Annotated in this window: 13 protein-coding genes; 8 read left to right on the top strand and 5 right to left on the bottom strand. The window is 74.6% G+C overall.

Going from position 1 to position 15,075, the window contains the following annotated elements; genetic code table 11:
• Positions 1–47 precede the first annotated feature (47 nt).
• Positions 48–470: an NUDIX domain-containing protein gene (locus Aiant_RS31055; protein WP_425322725.1), complete on the top strand. Its 423-nt coding sequence runs from the start codon at positions 48–50 to the stop codon at positions 468–470.
• The gene (locus tag Aiant_RS31060) at positions 467–874 is read left to right on the top strand and encodes an NUDIX hydrolase (protein ID WP_189336726.1); all 408 of its coding nucleotides are present in this window, start codon (positions 467–469) and stop codon (positions 872–874) included. Before Aiant_RS31055 ends, Aiant_RS31060 begins: the two co-directional genes overlap by 4 nt.
• On the opposite strand, the gene Aiant_RS31065 is transcribed toward Aiant_RS31060, so the two are convergent.
• A complete protein-coding gene (locus tag Aiant_RS31065; protein WP_189336727.1) occupies positions 863–1,360 on the bottom strand; it encodes an NUDIX domain-containing protein in 498 nt (165 codons plus the stop codon). The two genes, Aiant_RS31060 and Aiant_RS31065, sit on opposite strands and share 12 nt — an antisense overlap.
• A complete protein-coding gene (locus Aiant_RS31070) occupies positions 1,357–2,139 on the bottom strand; it encodes a hypothetical protein (RefSeq protein ID WP_189336728.1) in 783 nt (260 codons plus the stop codon). Before Aiant_RS31070 ends, Aiant_RS31065 begins: the two co-directional genes overlap by 4 nt.
• A 90-nt stretch (positions 2,140–2,229) precedes the next feature.
• On the opposite strand from Aiant_RS31070, the gene Aiant_RS31075 reads away from it, so the two are divergent.
• Positions 2,230–3,036: a DUF3097 domain-containing protein gene (locus Aiant_RS31075; RefSeq protein WP_189336729.1), complete on the top strand. Its 807-nt coding sequence runs from the start codon at positions 2,230–2,232 to the stop codon at positions 3,034–3,036.
• A gap of 1,042 nt (positions 3,037–4,078) precedes the next feature.
• On the opposite strand, the gene pdxR is transcribed toward Aiant_RS31075, so the two are convergent.
• Positions 4,079–5,506, bottom strand: a complete 1,428-nt coding sequence (pdxR, locus tag Aiant_RS31080) for a MocR-like pyridoxine biosynthesis transcription factor PdxR (RefSeq protein WP_229831465.1) — start codon at positions 5,504–5,506, stop codon at positions 4,079–4,081.
• A gap of 146 nt (positions 5,507–5,652) precedes the next feature.
• On the opposite strand from pdxR, the gene Aiant_RS31085 reads away from it, so the two are divergent.
• The gene (locus Aiant_RS31085; protein WP_229831466.1) at positions 5,653–6,540 is read left to right on the top strand and encodes a DMT family transporter; all 888 of its coding nucleotides are present in this window, start codon (positions 5,653–5,655) and stop codon (positions 6,538–6,540) included.
• 1,121 nt (positions 6,541–7,661) lie between these two features.
• Here Aiant_RS31085 and Aiant_RS31090 read toward each other — a convergent pair.
• The gene (locus tag Aiant_RS31090) at positions 7,662–8,972 is read right to left on the bottom strand and encodes a serine hydrolase domain-containing protein (RefSeq protein WP_189336732.1); all 1,311 of its coding nucleotides are present in this window, start codon (positions 8,970–8,972) and stop codon (positions 7,662–7,664) included.
• A gap of 110 nt (positions 8,973–9,082) precedes the next feature.
• Between Aiant_RS31090 and Aiant_RS31095 the strand changes: the two genes are divergently transcribed.
• The 4 genes from Aiant_RS31095 to Aiant_RS31110 all read left to right on the top strand — a co-directional run bounded on the left by Aiant_RS31095 (position 9,083) and on the right by Aiant_RS31110 (position 12,150).
• Positions 9,083–9,532: an NfeD family protein gene (locus Aiant_RS31095; RefSeq protein WP_189336733.1), complete on the top strand. Its 450-nt coding sequence runs from the start codon at positions 9,083–9,085 to the stop codon at positions 9,530–9,532.
• A gap of 34 nt (positions 9,533–9,566) precedes the next feature.
• Positions 9,567–10,685, top strand: a complete 1,119-nt coding sequence (locus Aiant_RS31100; protein ID WP_189336734.1) for an SPFH domain-containing protein — start codon at positions 9,567–9,569, stop codon at positions 10,683–10,685.
• A gap of 164 nt (positions 10,686–10,849) precedes the next feature.
• Positions 10,850–11,527, top strand: a complete 678-nt coding sequence (locus Aiant_RS31105) for a hypothetical protein (protein WP_189336735.1) — start codon at positions 10,850–10,852, stop codon at positions 11,525–11,527.
• A gap of 35 nt (positions 11,528–11,562) precedes the next feature.
• Complete coding sequence (locus tag Aiant_RS31110; RefSeq protein ID WP_189336736.1) at positions 11,563–12,150, top strand: dihydrofolate reductase family protein; 588 nt, start codon at positions 11,563–11,565, stop codon at positions 12,148–12,150.
• 6 nt (positions 12,151–12,156) lie between these two features.
• Here the strand turns inward: Aiant_RS31110 and Aiant_RS31115 are convergent, their stop codons facing one another.
• On the bottom strand, positions 12,157–14,958 hold the full coding sequence (locus tag Aiant_RS31115) for a helix-turn-helix transcriptional regulator (protein ID WP_189336737.1): 2,802 nt from the start codon (positions 14,956–14,958) through the stop codon (positions 12,157–12,159).
• Between the last annotated feature and the right edge of the window lie 117 nt (positions 14,959–15,075).

A 15,075-nucleotide genomic window follows, 5' to 3' on the forward strand; every position in this document is an offset into this window, starting at 1 on the left:
CTTATCTCGGGCAGTTGCGGGAGTCGGTCGGACCGGGCCGGGTGTTGATGACCGTGGGGGCGCGCGCCGTGCTGCGCGACCCCGAGGGCCGGGTGCTGCTGATCCAGCGCAGCGACAACGGCCGGTGGGCGCTCCCGGCCGGGACCATGGAGCTGCGGCAGACGCTCAGCGAGTGCGCGATCCGCGAGGTGTTCGAGGAGACCGGCCTCGTCGTGCACGGGGTCACCCCCTTCGCGCTGTACTCCGGGGAGCAGCTGGCCACCAGCGCCTGGGGCCAGCCCTACCAGCACGTGACGCTCGCCTGCCGGGCCGACTCCTGGTCCGGCGAGCTGCTCCGGGAGACCGACGAGACGGTCGACGCCGCGTTCTACCCGGTCGACGCGCTGCCCGAGACGGCCGGTCCGAACACCCGGCGCACCCTCGCCGACCTGGCCCGCTTCGAGGCCGGCGACCCGTTCGTGCTGGCATGAGCGAGGTCGTCGCGGCCGCCTGGGTCTGGGTGCGCAAACGTCAGGTGCTGGTGGTCCGGGCGCACGGCTCGGACGCGTTCTACCTGCCCGGCGGCAAGCCGGAGGCGGGCGAGACGCACGCCGAGGCGGCGGCGAGGGAGGCCGAGGAGGAGGTCGGCATCCCACTCCGGGCCGCTGGGCTGCGCCTTTTCCGTACGATCGACGCGCCCGCCCACAACCGCCCGCCCGGCACCCGGGTCCGCCTGATCACCTTCCTGGGTGACCCCGGCACCCCCGAGCCCACCCCGGCCCCGGCCAACGAGATCGCCGAGCTGGCCTGGTTCACCTCGGCCGACGCCGCCCGCTGCGCCCCGGCCATCCGCCTGCTGCTGGACGAGCTGGTCGGCGCGGGGCTAATCGACTGACTCGGCGAACCATCGGTTCGCCACCCGGGTGTGCAGGCTGAAGCCGAGCTCGGTGGGCGCGGTCAGCACCTCCAGCCCGAGCACCTCGGGCGGCGGGATGCCGGGCAACTGGCCCGCGTCGGCGAGCGGGGGCAGCAGGCCGAACACCAGCAACGTGCCGTCCGGGGCGCTGAGCGTGTCGAAAAGGCGTACCTCAAGGGGGTCTGTCGTGAGACCGGTCTCCTCGCGGAGCTCGCGCGTCGCCGCGGTCTGCCACGTCTCGCCCAGCTCGATGAAGCCGCCCGGCAGGGCGAGCCGGCCCGCGGCCGGCGCGATGCCGCGCCGCACCACCAGCAGACCGGAACCGATCGGCTGGAGCGCCACCGCGACCGGCGTCGGGTTCCGGTACGTCGTCTCACCGCACGCCCCGCACCGCCGCGGCCACGGCTGGTCGGGGACGAACCTGGCCCCGCAGAACGTGCAGTGCGCGTGCCGGTCGGCCGTCACGGGCGCAGCGGCGCGTTGCACGCCGCGACCAGCGCCTGCCGGCACGCCGCGGTGAGCGGGCGGAGTGCCTCGTCCCGCTGCTGGGCCTCGTAGCCGTTGACCGCGCCGCCCGGCGCGTTCGTCTCGGCGAGCGCGAGCACCCGGTCGAGCACGCTGGCCCGGGCGAACAGCCGCCGCGACCGCGGGTCGAAACCGGCCGGCAGGGTGGCCGTGCTCTCCGGGCTGCGCAGCGCCTGCAACGCGCCGGCCAGCTCCGGCTTCCACTGCGCCACGTCGAGCTTGGTGAGCCGGGTGGTGGCCTCGCCGAGCGCCGCGGTCAGCTCGGCCTCGGCCTCGGCGGCGCCGATCTGGAAGACCGGCCGGTGCTCGGGCGCGGGCAGCACCCGCCAGACCACGGTCTCGAACTCCACGCCGGAGCCGGACGTGTGCCGGCGAACCTCCGGGATCACGCCGAACCCGGGGGTGATCACCGCCTCGCCGGCCAGCAGCGCGGCGCCGGTCAGCGGGCCCGGGCCGGGCAGGCCGCGTGGGTCGCCGGGGACCGGCAGGACCAGCCGGATGTCGTCGGGATGCAGCTTCGCGAAGATCGGCAGGCCCTGGCCGAGCGGCACGTCGGTCCAGGTGCCCGGGGCATCGGCGACGAGGTGCTCCTCGTCGCCGGCGATCTCGTCGGCCAGCTCGTCGAACGGGACGAGCCCGGCGCGCCAGGCCCGGACCCAGGCCACGAATCGGGTGGACCGGCGGGCGGTGCGGGTGGCCGCATCTGCTGCGGAATGCATGCGAGCAAGGGTACGTGCCACCCCGGAACCTTGTCTCGGCTCGGAGCGTCACCCCGGCGTGTCCGAACGGCAGGGGTTACCGTGCGATTCATGTATGGGGAGGATGTGCTGTCCGGCAACTGGCGCCGGCGGAAGGTGATCCCGGAGGTGGACGCCGAGCCGGACCTGGTCGTCGAGGACGCCGATTCCGGGTTCTGCGGCGCGGTGGTCGGTTTCGAGTACGGCGCGGTGGTCCTGGAGGACCGGCACGGCAAGCGCCGCAACTTCCCGCTGGAGCCGGCCGCGTTCCTGCTCGACGGGCAGGTCGTCACGCTGCGCCGCCCCGCTCCACAGGCGACCCCGGCGCAGCGCCGGCTGACCGCGTCCGGGTCGATCGCGGTGGCCGGGGTGACCGCGCAGGTCGCCAAGGCCAGCCGGATCTGGGTGGAGGGCATCCACGACGCCGCCCTGGTCGAGCGGATCTGGGGCGACGACCTGCGGATCGAGGGCGTGGTGGTGGAGCCGCTCGACGGCATCGACGACCTGGCGGCCGCGGTCCGCGACTTCCGCCCGGGGCCGCGGCGGCGGCTCGGGGTGCTCGTCGACCACCTGGTGCCCGGCTCCAAGGAGAGCCGGATCGTGGCCTCGGTCACCGACCCGGACGTGCTGGTCACCGGGCATCCGTATGTGGACGTCTGGCAGGCGGTCAAGCCCGAACGGGTCGGCCTGCGCGAGTGGCCGGTCATCCCGCCGGGCCGCCCGTGGAAGGAGGGCGTCTGCGAGGCCGTCGGGGTCCGCGAGCCGGCCGACATGTGGCGGCGCATCCTCGCCTCGGTGCACAGTTACCGCGACGTCGAGACCCCGCTGATCAACTCCATGGAACGGCTGATCGACCACGTCACGGTCCTGCCTGATTGAATTCTTGATTTCGTACGACTGGGAGCTCCGTGGGGTTCGGCTCGCGAGGCCGCGCCACCCCGGACCGTCGCGCGTGTCGTGCGGGTTCGCCGCCGGTCACCGCCACCGCCGCACCAGCCCATGATCACGCCCCCGTGTCGGGTCGGTCCCGGCGGTCCTGTCCGAGCGCAGCTCTCGTGTCGAGCTGGTCCTGGCGGCCCTATCCGGGTGCGGGATAGGGCCGTGAGTGCCAGCCCGCCGTCTCGGGCTGCTCCTGGCGGTCCTGTCCGGGCGCGGCTCTCGTGCTGGGCTGGTCCTGGTGGCCCTGTGCGGGTGCGGTTCTCGTGTCGGGCTGGTCCTGGTGGCCCTATCCGGGTGCGGGATAGGGCCGTGAGTGCCAGCCCGCCGTCTCGGGCTGCTCCTGGCGGTCCTGTCCGGGCGCGGCTCTCGTGCTGGGCTGGTCCTGGTGGCCCTGTGCGGGGCGTGGCTCTCGTGTCGGGCTGGTCCCGGTGGCCCTATCCGGGTGCGGGATAGGGCCGTGAGTGCCAGCCCGCCGGCTCGGGCTGGTCGTGGCGGCCCTGTGCGGGTGCGGGTCTCGTGTCGGGCTGGTCCTGGTGGCCCTATCCGGGTGCGGGATAGGGCCGTGAGTGCCAGCCCGCCGTCTCGGGCTGGTCGTGGCGGCCCTGTGCGGGTGCGGGTCTCGTGTCGGGCTGGTCCTGGTGGCCCTATCCGGGTGCGGGATAGGGCCGTGAGTGCCAGCCCGCCGTCTCGGGCTGGTCCTGGTGGCCCTGTCCGGGTGCGGGATAGGGCCGTGAGTGCCAGCTCGCCGTCTCGGGCCGGTCGTGGTGGTCCTGTGCGGGTGCGGTTCTCGTGTCGGGCTGGTCCTGGTGGCCCTATCCGGGTGCGGGATAGGGCCGTGAGTGCCAGCTCGCCGTCTCGGGCTGGTCCTGGTGGCCCTGTGCGGGTGCGGGATAGGGCCGTGAGTGCCAGCTCGCCGGCTCGGGCTGGTCCTGACCGCCCTATCCGAGCTTCGGATAGGGCCGTGGACGCCAGCCCGAGAGGGTCAGAGCGCCTGGCCGATCCGGGCCGCGGCCTCGGCGAGGCGGTCCGGCGGGTGGGCGGCATAGCCCAGCACCAGGCCGGGCGGGCCGGACAGCTGCCGATGCCAGCTCAGCGGATGCACCAGCACACCGGTCCGCCGGATCCGCTCGGCGAGCGCGACGTCGTCGACGCCGTCCGGCAGCTCGACCAGCAGGTGCAGGCCGGCCGCCACCCCGCGGACCCGGGCGCCGGGCAGGTGCGTCCGCAGCCCGGCGAGCAGCGCGTCCCGCCGGGCACGCTGCCGGGTCCGGACCGTCCGCAGGTGCCGTTCGTAGTCGCCGCCGGCCAGCAGCTCGGCCAGCACCAACTGCGGGAGCGCGGAACTGCCCAGGTCACTCGCGTGCTTGGCGGCGAGCAGGCCGGCCTGCCACCGGCGGGGCGCGATCAGCCAGCCCAGCCGCATCCCGGGCGCCAGCGACTTGGAGACGCTGCCGAGGTAGGCGACGCTCTCCGGCGCGGTGCCCTGCAGCGCCGCGACCGGCGCGCGGTCGTAGCGGTGCTCCGCGTCGTAGTCGTCCTCGATCACCAGACGGTCGTCCGCGGCGGCCCAGGCGAGCAGCTCGCGGCGGCGGTGCGGGGCGAGCACCACGCCGGTCGGGAACTGGTGGGCCGGTGTGAGCAGCGCCGTTCGCAGACCGGTTCCGATCAGGGCGTCGACGCACAGGCCGTGCTCGTCGACGGGGACCGGCTCCGGGCGTACCGTCCAATGCGACATCTGGTCGCGCGCACCGCGAGATCCGGGATCCTCGACGGCCCAGGCGGCTTCGCCGCGGGCCGTCGCAACCTGCGCCAGCAAGGCGAGACCTTGCGCGACGCCGCCGCACACCAGGATGTCGTCCGCCTCGGCCAGGACTCCTCGGGTACGCCCGAGCCAGGCGGCCAGCGCGGTCCGCAGGCGCGGGCTGCCGCCCGGGTCGCCGTACCCGAGGTCGGCCGCGGTCACCCGGTCGAGCACCGCGCGTTCCGCCCGCAGCCAGGCCGCCCGGGGGAACGCGGCGAGGTCCGGCACGCCGGGGGAGAGGTTCAGGTCGATGCCGTCCGGGGTGGACAGCGGGAGCCGCAGCTCGTGCAACGTGCGTCGCCGGTCGACCGGCGGCCGTGGGGTGACCGCCGCGTCCCGGGCCACCACGGTCCCGGAGCCGGTCCGGGCCCCGGCCAGCCCCTCGTCCACCAGCCGCTGGTAGGCCTGCACCACGACGCCCCGGGAGATACCCAGCTCGGCCGCGAGCTGCCGGGTCGCCGGCAGTCGGGTCCCGGGCGCCAGTCGCCCGGCGGCGATCGCCCCGCGCAGCCCGTCGGTCAGCCAGCCGGTCAGACCCTTGGCGGGCGCCTCCCCGGCCCGCAGTTGCAGGAAATCCGACCCGCTCCCGGCCGCTTGCGTCACTCCCACGCCTCCGCCTCCCCCTTGCCGCCCGCCTCGCCCCGACCTTGCCGCCGCCCCGCCGCCCGCCCCGCCGCCTCGACCAGAATTGGTCCGCTTCATCGCGGCAGGATTGGTCCTCGAAACGGACCATACTCGCCGGGAGCATGAGACGCATGAAGGCGTTTCCGATCCTCGCCGGCGCGGCCGGGATGGTTTTCGTCGGCGGCAGTGTCGCCGTCTCCGGCCACCTCGCCGACGCGCCCAACCTGACCGTCCAGGCCCTCCGCTACGCGCTGGCCTGCCTGCTCCTGATCGTCTGGGCCCGAGGGACCCGCACCCCGCTGCGCCGCCCGCGCGGCGCCGAATGGCTCTGGCTGCTCGGCGTCACCGTCGCCGGCCTGCTGGTCTTCAACATCGCCCTGGTACACGGCGCCGAGCACGCCGAACCCGCGGTTCTCGGCGTCGCCGTCGCCTGCGTCCCGATCCTGCTCGCCGTCGGCGGCCCACTGCTCGAAGGCCGCGGCGTCGCCCCACGCGTCCTGCTCGCCGCCGTCGTGGTCACCCTCGGCGCGATCCTGGTCGAAGGCCTCGGGAGAGCCGACGCCACCGGCATCCTCTGGGCGGTCGTCACCTTCGTCTGCGAAGCCCTGTTCACCCTGCTCGCCGTCCCGGTGCTGGGACGGCACGGCCCGCTCGGCGTCTCGGTGCACGCCACCTGGATGGCGGTCGTCCTGTTCGGCGTCGCCGGCCTGGTCACCGAAGGCCCGGCCGCCGTCACCCGCCTGCACCCCGACGACCTCCTGGCCGGCGCCTACCTCGCGGTAGCCGTCACCGCCGTGGCCTTCCTCCTCTGGTACACCTGCGTCACCCGCATCGGCCCGGGCCGCGCCGGCCTGCTCACCGGCGTAGCCCCGATCTCGGCAGCCCTGACCGGCATGGCCCTCGGCGCCCCCGCCCCCAGCCCCCTGGTCTGGCTCGGCATCGCCACGGTCGCCGCCGGCCTCGCTCTCGGCCTGACCACCCCAGCCCCGGCGCCCACCCCTGCCCTGTCCCACGCCTGAGCAGCCCGCCCCGGCCATATCCCCGGTGTACTGCCTCGGCTGGCCATGGTGGCCCTGTCCAAGCCCGGATTAGGGCCGCGAACCCCAGCCCGACGGTCCCGGCTGGGCATGATGGCCCTATCCACCGCCGGGGATGGGCCGTGGACGCCAGCCCGGACCCCGGGTGGTGCTCGCGGCTCGCGTCCGGCCGGCCTTCCCGCCTCCGCCGGTTGCGGGTCTGTGTGCCAGGCCACGGAGTTGCTGGTCGCGGTCGCGGCCACCGGTTGCGGCCAGCCGTTGAACCGGCCAGAGCCAATGCGCAGCTGGTCGCGGTCCGCCGCACGCTCTCCGACCGCCGTCCGATTCTTCCGGTACGCCGCAGCCTCCGACCCCGGGCAACGCCCACGACCTACCCGTCACGCCCCGCCCGGGCCCCCATGGTTGTCTCGGGCCTGAGAGACAACCACGGCGCCCAGCCCGATGGTTGTCTCCCAGCTCGGGACGGGGCCGTGGGCGCCAGCTCGGTGGTTCGGGCTGGGCTTGGTGGCCCTTTCCGTGCTCGGGGTAGGGCCGTGGATGCCAGCTCGGTGGTTCGGGCTGGGCTTGGTGGCCCTTTCCGTGCTCGGGGTAGGGCCGTGGGCGCCAGCTCGGTGGTTCGGGCTGGGCTTGGTGGCCCTTTCCGTGCTCGGGGTAGGGCCGTGGATGCCAGCTCGGTGGTTCGGGCTGGGCTTGGTGGCCCTTTCCGTGCTCGGGTTAGGGCCGTGGATGCCAGCTCGGTGGTTCGGGCTGGACCTGGTGGCCCTTTCCGAGCCCGAGATAGGGCCGTGGATGCCAGCTCGGTGGTTCGGGCTGGACCTGGTGGCCCCTTCCGAGCCCGGGATAGGGCTGTGGTCGCCAGCCCGGACCTCGCGACCCGGGTCGGCCTGGCATCGCTGTCGCCCCGGCTCGCTCCCAGCCCGCCCTCCCAAGGGGGCAGCCCCCGCTGGTCAGTGTGGCGGAGTGGGGTGGGGAGGGCTGGGTGGGCTGTGGACGAGCCGGGACTGTGGAAAACCGGCGGCGGCTGGGCGGCCGGTCCGGGGTGGCGCGGTTTCGGGCGGAGGACAGCTGGTGGACGGGGCTCCGGGCGTACCAAAAGTAAGGTTTCAGGCCAGGTCTTGGGGGTTTCGGCTGAAGCGGAACGTGGCGATGTCCAGTTTGCTGACGGCACCGTCCGGGGTGCGCAGGACCCTGAGGATCTCGCCCTCGTTGGGGCCGGAGAGGCCGCGCCAGCGGTCCGGGGCCTCGCGGCGGAACAGCGTGTGGTGGCCGGGCCCGGTCATGGCGAGGCCGCCGGCCTCCGGGGCCAGGTCGTACTCGCGGCCCATCCACCACCAGCGGCCGCAGATCTCCGCGGCCTCGCCCTGCGGCGGCGCGGGCGGCTGCCAGGCCGCGGCGGGCGCGGGCGGTTCGCCGTCGAGGACCGTGGTCAGGGTGCGGAGGCTGAGGTCCTTGATGCTGTCCTCGCCGTCGAAGCCGTAGGTGTTGGCGAACACCACGACACCGAACCGGCTGCGGCGGTGGACCGCGAGGTGCGCGAGGTAACCGGGCATCGAGCCGCCGTGACCGACGTAGACGCGCTCGCCGACCCGGAACAGCTGCGGGCCCAGACCGTGGCCTGCGGTCCAGGACTCCAGGTCGCTGATGGTGACCGGGCTGCACATCTCGTCGACGGTCTCCCGGGCCAGCACCGCGGGGGCCGGGTCGGCCAGGAAACCGGCCCACTTGGCCATGTCGGTGACGGTGGACCAGAGCTGGCCGGCCGGTGCCATCGCGCCGGTGTCCGGGCGCGGCTCCTCGTGCAGGGTCCCGCCGAGCGCGTGCACGACGTAACCGCGGGCGTACGGCTCGACCGGGTGGTAGCTGGTGCGCTTCATCCCGAGCGGGTCGAGGACCCGCTTGGTGACCAGCTCGGACCAGCTCTGCCCGGTGACCCGGGCGAGGACCGCGCCGAGCAGTCCGTAGGCGAGGTTCGAGTAGCGGTAACGGCGGAAGGGGGGTCCGGTCAGTTTTTCGTACGTCAACCCGCCCAGCAGCTGGTCCACGTCCCCACCCGGGTTCCGCTCCCACCAGGGCCCGTCCGGCTCCCGTTGCAGCCCGGAGACGTGCCCGAGCAGCTGACGCAGCGTCACCCCGCCGATCGGGGTGCCCGGCAGATGCCGGTAGAGCAGGTCGTCGAGCGCGAAGAAGCCCTCGTCCCGCAGCTGCATGACCAGCGTCGCGGTGATCGTCTTGGTGATCGAGCCGAGCCGGTACTGGGTCTTCGGGTCGGGGCGCGGCGTCTCCCCGGCGCAGGCGTTGTGCAGCACCGCCCGGTCGCGCACCACGGCCAGCGTGAGCGACGGCACCCGGCCGCGGGACTGTGCCCGGGCGGCGATCTCGTCCACCCGTCGGGCGGTCTCCGGAAGCAGTGTCACGGTGGGGGTCCTCCTGCTGTGCGACTGACGGGTCTAACTGTCCGAGGGCGGTTCGGCTACGCCGTACCGTGGCATCGCCGGAGATGCGTGGACGTGACACGATCGTTGATGTGGATGCCGTACTCTGGATCGTCCTCGCCGTCGCCCTGGCGATCGGTGAGGCCTTCACCGCGACCATTCTGATCATCTTCTTCGCGGCCGGCGCGGCCGCGGCGGCCGTCGCCGCCGCCCTCGGCGCCGATGTGCTCGTCCAGGTCATCGTGTTCGCCCTGGTGTCCGGCCTGTCGGTGGCCGCGGTCCGCCCGGTGGTCATGCGGCACGCGCGGTCCGCGCTGGAGACCGGCGACACCCCGTTCGGCATCGAGGCGATGGAGGGGCACCACGGCACGGTCCTCGAGGACGTCGACGCCGACCACGGGCAGATCCGCATCGAGGGCGAGATCTGGCAGGCGCGCTCTTTCGACGGCAAGGAGACGTTCGCGGCCGGTCAGCGTGTCAGGGTGGTCAAGGTCCGCGGCGCCACCGTCCTGGTCTGGTACGACGAACTTCCCGACCTCTGAATCCCGCACATCGCTACACATATAGAGAGGCGCCATGGAAGCAGTCATCGCTGTCCTGGTCATAGTCATCGCCATCTTCGCGGTGACCACCATCGTCCGGTCCATCCGGATCGTCCCGCAGCAGCGGATGGACGTGGTGGAGCGGCTCGGCCGTTACAAGCGGACCCTGAACCCGGGCCTGAACCTGCTGGTCCCGTTCATCGACGCGGTACGCAGCAAGGTGGACATGCGGGAGCAGGTGGTCTCGTTCCCGCCGCAGCCGGTGATCACCTCGGACAACCTGGTCGTCTCGATCGACACCGTGCTCTACTTCAAGGTCGTCGACCCGGTGCGGGCCACCTACGAGATCTCCAACTTCCTCCAGGCGATCGAGCAGCTCACCGTCACCACCCTGCGTAACGTGATCGGCTCGCTGGACCTGGAGCGGGCGCTGACCAGCCGCGAGGAGATCAACCGGCACCTGTCGACGGTGCTCGACGAGACCACCGGCCGCTGGGGCATCAAGGTCACCCGGGTGGAGATCAAGGCGATCGAGCCGCCGCCGAGCATCCGCGACTCGATGGAGAAGCAGATGCGCGCCGAGCGGGAGCGTCGCGCGACGATCCTGAACGCCGAGGGTCACAAGCAGGCGCAGATCCTCACCGCCGAGGGTGAGAAGCAGGCCGCGGTGCTGCGCGCCGACGGTGACCGGCAGTCCCGGATCCTTCAGGCCGAGGGCCAGGCCAAGGCGATCCGCACCGTGTTCGACGCGATCCACCAGGCGAACCCCTCGCAGAAGGTGCTGGCGTACCAGTACTTGCAGTCGCTGCCGCAGATCGCGAACGGCACCGCCAACAAGGTGTGGATCGTGCCGACCGAGCTGACCAAGGCCCTGGAGGGTCTCGGTGGCGCACTGGGCGGCCTGGCGAACATGGCGGGCGACGTCCCGTCGTCGCAGGTCGACTCGGGCGCCGTCGAGCGTGAGGCGGCGGCGGCCGCGGAAGCCGCGGAGGCCGAGGCCCGGCGGGTGAACGCCGAGGTGCGTGAGGCCGAGGCGCAGGTGTCGGGCGACCCGGACAAGACCGCGGCGCTGCCGGCCGCGCCTCCGGTGCCGCCGGCGTCGGCGCTCGGCGGGGCGGATTACCACGAGTCGGGCCAGCCCGAGCGTTCCTGACCCGATTGCGGACGGCCGGTCTCCGATGAGACCGGCCGTCCGGCTTTTCTCCCTATTTCCTGAGATTAGGCTCACAGTTCGCTGGCAATTTGACATGCTTCGTCTCGGATTCCGACCGGTACCCCGGCCGCTCGGCGTGTTGCCCCTGCGAGCGAGGCGGAGCCATGAGCATCAGCCATCGTCACACCGCGAGCGGCCGGCCCCTGCGGGTGGCCCCGGCCTGGGTCGGCGCCGCCACCCCGGCCGCCGGCGCCGCCGCGGACCACTACGTGCTCCCGGTGCGGGAGGCGGTCTGGATCTGGTCGGTGCGCCGCTTCGCCCGGCTGGCGCTGTGGGCGCTGCCCGCGGCCGCCGTCCTGTACGGCTGGCTCACCCTCGGCGTGAACGTCCCGCCCGGCCCGCTCCCGGTCGCCCTGCTGGCCGGCTGGCTGGCCACCATCGCGCTGATCGCCCTGGCCGGCCTGCTCGCCGGTGCGCGGACCCGGCGCATCGCGCTGACCGGGCTGCTGGTCGCGCTGGCCGGCGCCACCCTGCTGCTGCCGCTGGCCGCGCTGCCCGCCGAGACCGGCGTGGACGCGGTGTCGCTCGCGCCCGGCCAGGTGGGCGTCCTGGTCGAGGTGGCCTGCGCGATCGCCGCGACCGGGGTGCTGCTGCTCGGCTGGGCGGTGTTCCGCTCCAAGCTGGTCAATCCCGCGGACGGGGTGCTGCTGATGCTCGCCGCGGTCGCGCTGGGCGCCGGGTCGTACGCGGTGAAGCCGCTGCCCACCGTCGGGGCGCTGCTGCTGCTCGCCGCCGGGATGGGGCTCGCCTGGACCGGTGGCCGATTGGTGCCGCGCGCCTGAGACTGTCCCCAACACCGTGGCGGGAGGGGACGGACATGGCACGAGTGATCGCGGACATCTCGATGTCGCTGGACGGGTTCGTGACCGGGCCGAACCCGGGCCTCGACAACGGCCTGGGCGACGGCGGCGAGGCGCTGCACACCTGGGCGCTGCATCCCGACCCGGTCGACGCCGACGTGCTGGACACGACGACCGCGGCCACCGGCGCGGTGATCATGGGACGGCGGCTGTTCGACATCATCGACGGCCCGCACGGGTGGACCGACGAGATGGGCTACGGCGCGGACCGGGCCGCCACGCCTCCGGTGCTGGTGGTGACCCGGATACCGCCGGCGCGGGTGCGGCTCGCCGACCGGATGACGTTCGTGGTGGACGGGGTGGCCAGCGCGGTGTCCAAGGGCGCGTCGATCGCGGGCGACCGGGACGTGGTGATCATGGGTGGCGCCGAGGTGATCCGCGGCGCGCTGGACGCCGGCGTGGTCGACGAGCTGCGGCTCCACCTGGCACCGGTGCTGCTCGGCGCCGGGACCCCGCTCTTCGCCGGCGGGCCGCCGCGGCACCTGCGCCAGGTGCGCTCGCGGCCGTCCGGGCAGGCCACCCACCTGACGTATCTGCTGGAGTGACCCCGCTCAGCGGTCGGCCAGGCGCCGGGTCAGCTCGCCCCGCGAGCGCAGCCCCAGCTTGCGATAGACACTGCCCAGGTGGTGTTCGACCGTGCGCGGCGAGAGGAACATCCGGGCGGCGATCTCCCGGTTGCTCAGGCCCTCGGCGGCGGTGAGGGCGACCTGCCACTCCTGCGCGGTCAGTCCCTCCACCGGGTCCGCCGCCGGTGCGGCGCCGCGGCCGGTGGCGGCGATTTCGGTACGGCATTGAGCCGCCCAGCCGTCCGCCCCCGCCTCGGTGAACCCGTCGAGCGCCGCGTGCAGCCGCATCCGTGCGTCCCGGCGGCGTCGCGCCCGGCGCAGCCGCTGACCCCAGGCGAACAGGGTGCGAGCCCGGTCCACCGGCGAGCCGGGCAGCGCGACCGCGGCGGCGAAGTGCTCGTCCATCTCGTCCTCCGGGGCGGCCAGTCCCCGGCAGCGGGCGAGCACGCCGGTCCCCGCGGCCACCCCGGCCAGCCGGTCCAGCAGCGCGATCGCATCGCCGGCCGGGCTCCGGCGGCGACCGCCGAGCGGGCCGCTGTCGCGGATCATCGCCTCGGCCAGCTCCGGGAGCACGGGCAGGAACCCCGGCTCCCGGATGCCGCCGGCGTCCAGCAACGCCAGCGCCGTGCCGAACTCGGTGGCCGCGCCGGGCCGGCCGGCGGCGATGAGGTTCAGGCCACGGGCGTACGCGAGCTGGACGAGCAGGCTGCGGCGCCCGGGCGGGCCGACGGTGGCCGCCCGCCCGGCCAGCGCGGTGCTCTCCGCGGCGGCGCCGTGCAGCGCCGCGACCTGGGCGAGCACGGCCAGCGCATCGGCCAGCGGCCCGTCCTGGCCGAACTCCTCGGCGATCCGCAACGCCTCCGACCCGGCCTGGTACGCCCGGTGCAGCCGCCCCCGCCGGGCCTCCAGCACCGCCAGCCGGGGCAGCGTGTACGCCAGCAGGGCGAGGTCCGAGTCCCGCCGCGCGCCGGCCGCCTCGGCGGTCAGCAGGTCACCGGCCGTCGGGTGGTCGCCGAGCCAGGTCAGCACCTCGGCCAGCTCCGCTGCGGCGCCGTCGGCCGGCGCCTGCCGGACGCCGGGCACACAGGAGCGGGCCAGCGTGGCACCCTCCGGGTCGCCGGTCAGCACCAGCGCGCCGGCCAGCCGGATCCGGCCCTTGAGATAACCCGGCTCGTCGTGGATCGCGACCGCCCGCCGGCAGATCGCGAGCAGACCCGGCGCGTCCAGCCGGGCCCAGTACGCGTTGGCGGCCTGGCTGACCATGGCGACCGCCTCGCGGGGCGCCTCGGCGGCGTACTTCTCGGCGCGGCGCAGGTAGTCGTCGTCGAAGACGCTCAGGTCGCCGCGCAGCCGGAGCAGCCACGCCCGGACCCACTCGGCCCGGCAGCGCACCGCCACCGGCGCCTCCTCGGCGAGCACCTGGTCGAGCAGGCGTTCCGCGTGCTCGCCCGCGCCGCTGTACGCCCACGCCTCGGCCGCCCGCTGCCGGCGGTCGGCGCGGTCGTCCGGGTCGGGGGAGAGCTCGGCGGCACGCGCGTACGCCCGGGCTTCGGCGACCTGACCGCCCCGGGCGCGGGCCCGGCGGGCCGAGCGGACCAGCGCCGCGGCGATCTCCTCGTCCGGGCCGGTCGCGGCGGCGGCCCGGTGCCAGGCGCGGCGGTCCGCCTGCTGCGGGTCGGTCAGCGCCGCGGCGGCGGCCAGGTGCGCGGCCCGCAACTCGCCGGGAAGCGCGGCGGCGTGCACGGCGGCCCGGATCAGTGGATGCCGGAACGTCACCGCGCCGTCCCGGACCACCAGCATCCCGGCGGCGATCGCCGGGTCCAGCGCGGCCGGGTCGACTCCGGCCGGCCCGGAGCCGGTCGACCCCGCGTCGGCCGGCCCGCCGGAGTCGGCCGGTTCGCTGATCCCGGCCGGTTCGGGTCCGGACGCCGCGGCCACCCCGTCGTCGATCGCGCAGGCCACCAGCGCCCGCCAGGCCGGCGCGCCGAGCGCCCAGGCCCGGGTCAGGAACACCTCGTCGAGCTGGGCGGTGCTGGGCAGCGGATCGGTCAGCGGGGCCCGGCCGCTCCGCTGCGCCTCGGTGAGCGCGGCCGGCAGCTCCAGCAGGGCGAGCGGGTTCCCGGCGGTGGCCGCGGCCAGCCGGTGCGCGGCCCGGGGCGCCATCCCGGCCCGGACCGCCAGGGCCGCCGAGCTGTCCGCGTCCAGGCCGGTCAGGTGCAGGGTGTCGAGGCCCGCGGCGTCGAACCCGGAGGCCTGCGGGTGCGGCGCGGTCCGGGCCGCGAACAGCAGCGCCACCGGCTCGGCGTGCAGCGCGCGGGCGGCGAACCGGAGGGCGCCGGCCGAGGCCGGGTCGATCCCGTGCGCGTCGTCGACGAGGCAGAGCACCGGTGCGCGTTCGGCCGCGGCGGCGAGCAGGCCGAGCGTGGCGCCGTAGACCGCCAGGCGGTTGACCGGGGCGGCCGGGTCGGCGCCGAGCGCGAACACCGCCGTCAGGGCTGCGGCCTGGACGGCGGGCAGCTCGTCACGGTGCTCGAGGATCGGGCGGAGCAGGGCGTACAGGGCGGCGTAGGGGAGCTCCCACTCGGCCGGGGTGCCGGCGGCTCGCAGCGTGCGGAATCCGGTCGCGGTGCTCCGGGCGTACGCGAGCAGGGTGGTTTTTCCGATTCCTGGTTCGCCGCGGATCAGAAGCGCCTGGCCGGACCCCTCGCGGGTGCGGGCGAGCACGGCGTCGATCCGGGCCCGCTCGGTCTGACGCCCGACGACGCCGTCCCCCGTGTGCTCGCCCATCCCGACAGCAGAGCATCCAAGGTCGGGATCGCCCAGGGGAGCGGCGGCTTGCCGACACATCGTCGATCCGTGTTTTCCCGGATTCGGCGGCGCGCGGCGCTGCCTAACGTCGAGATC

The organism is Actinoplanes ianthinogenes (assembly GCF_018324205.1).
Lineage (GTDB): Bacteria > Actinomycetota > Actinomycetes > Mycobacteriales > Micromonosporaceae > Actinoplanes > Actinoplanes ianthinogenes.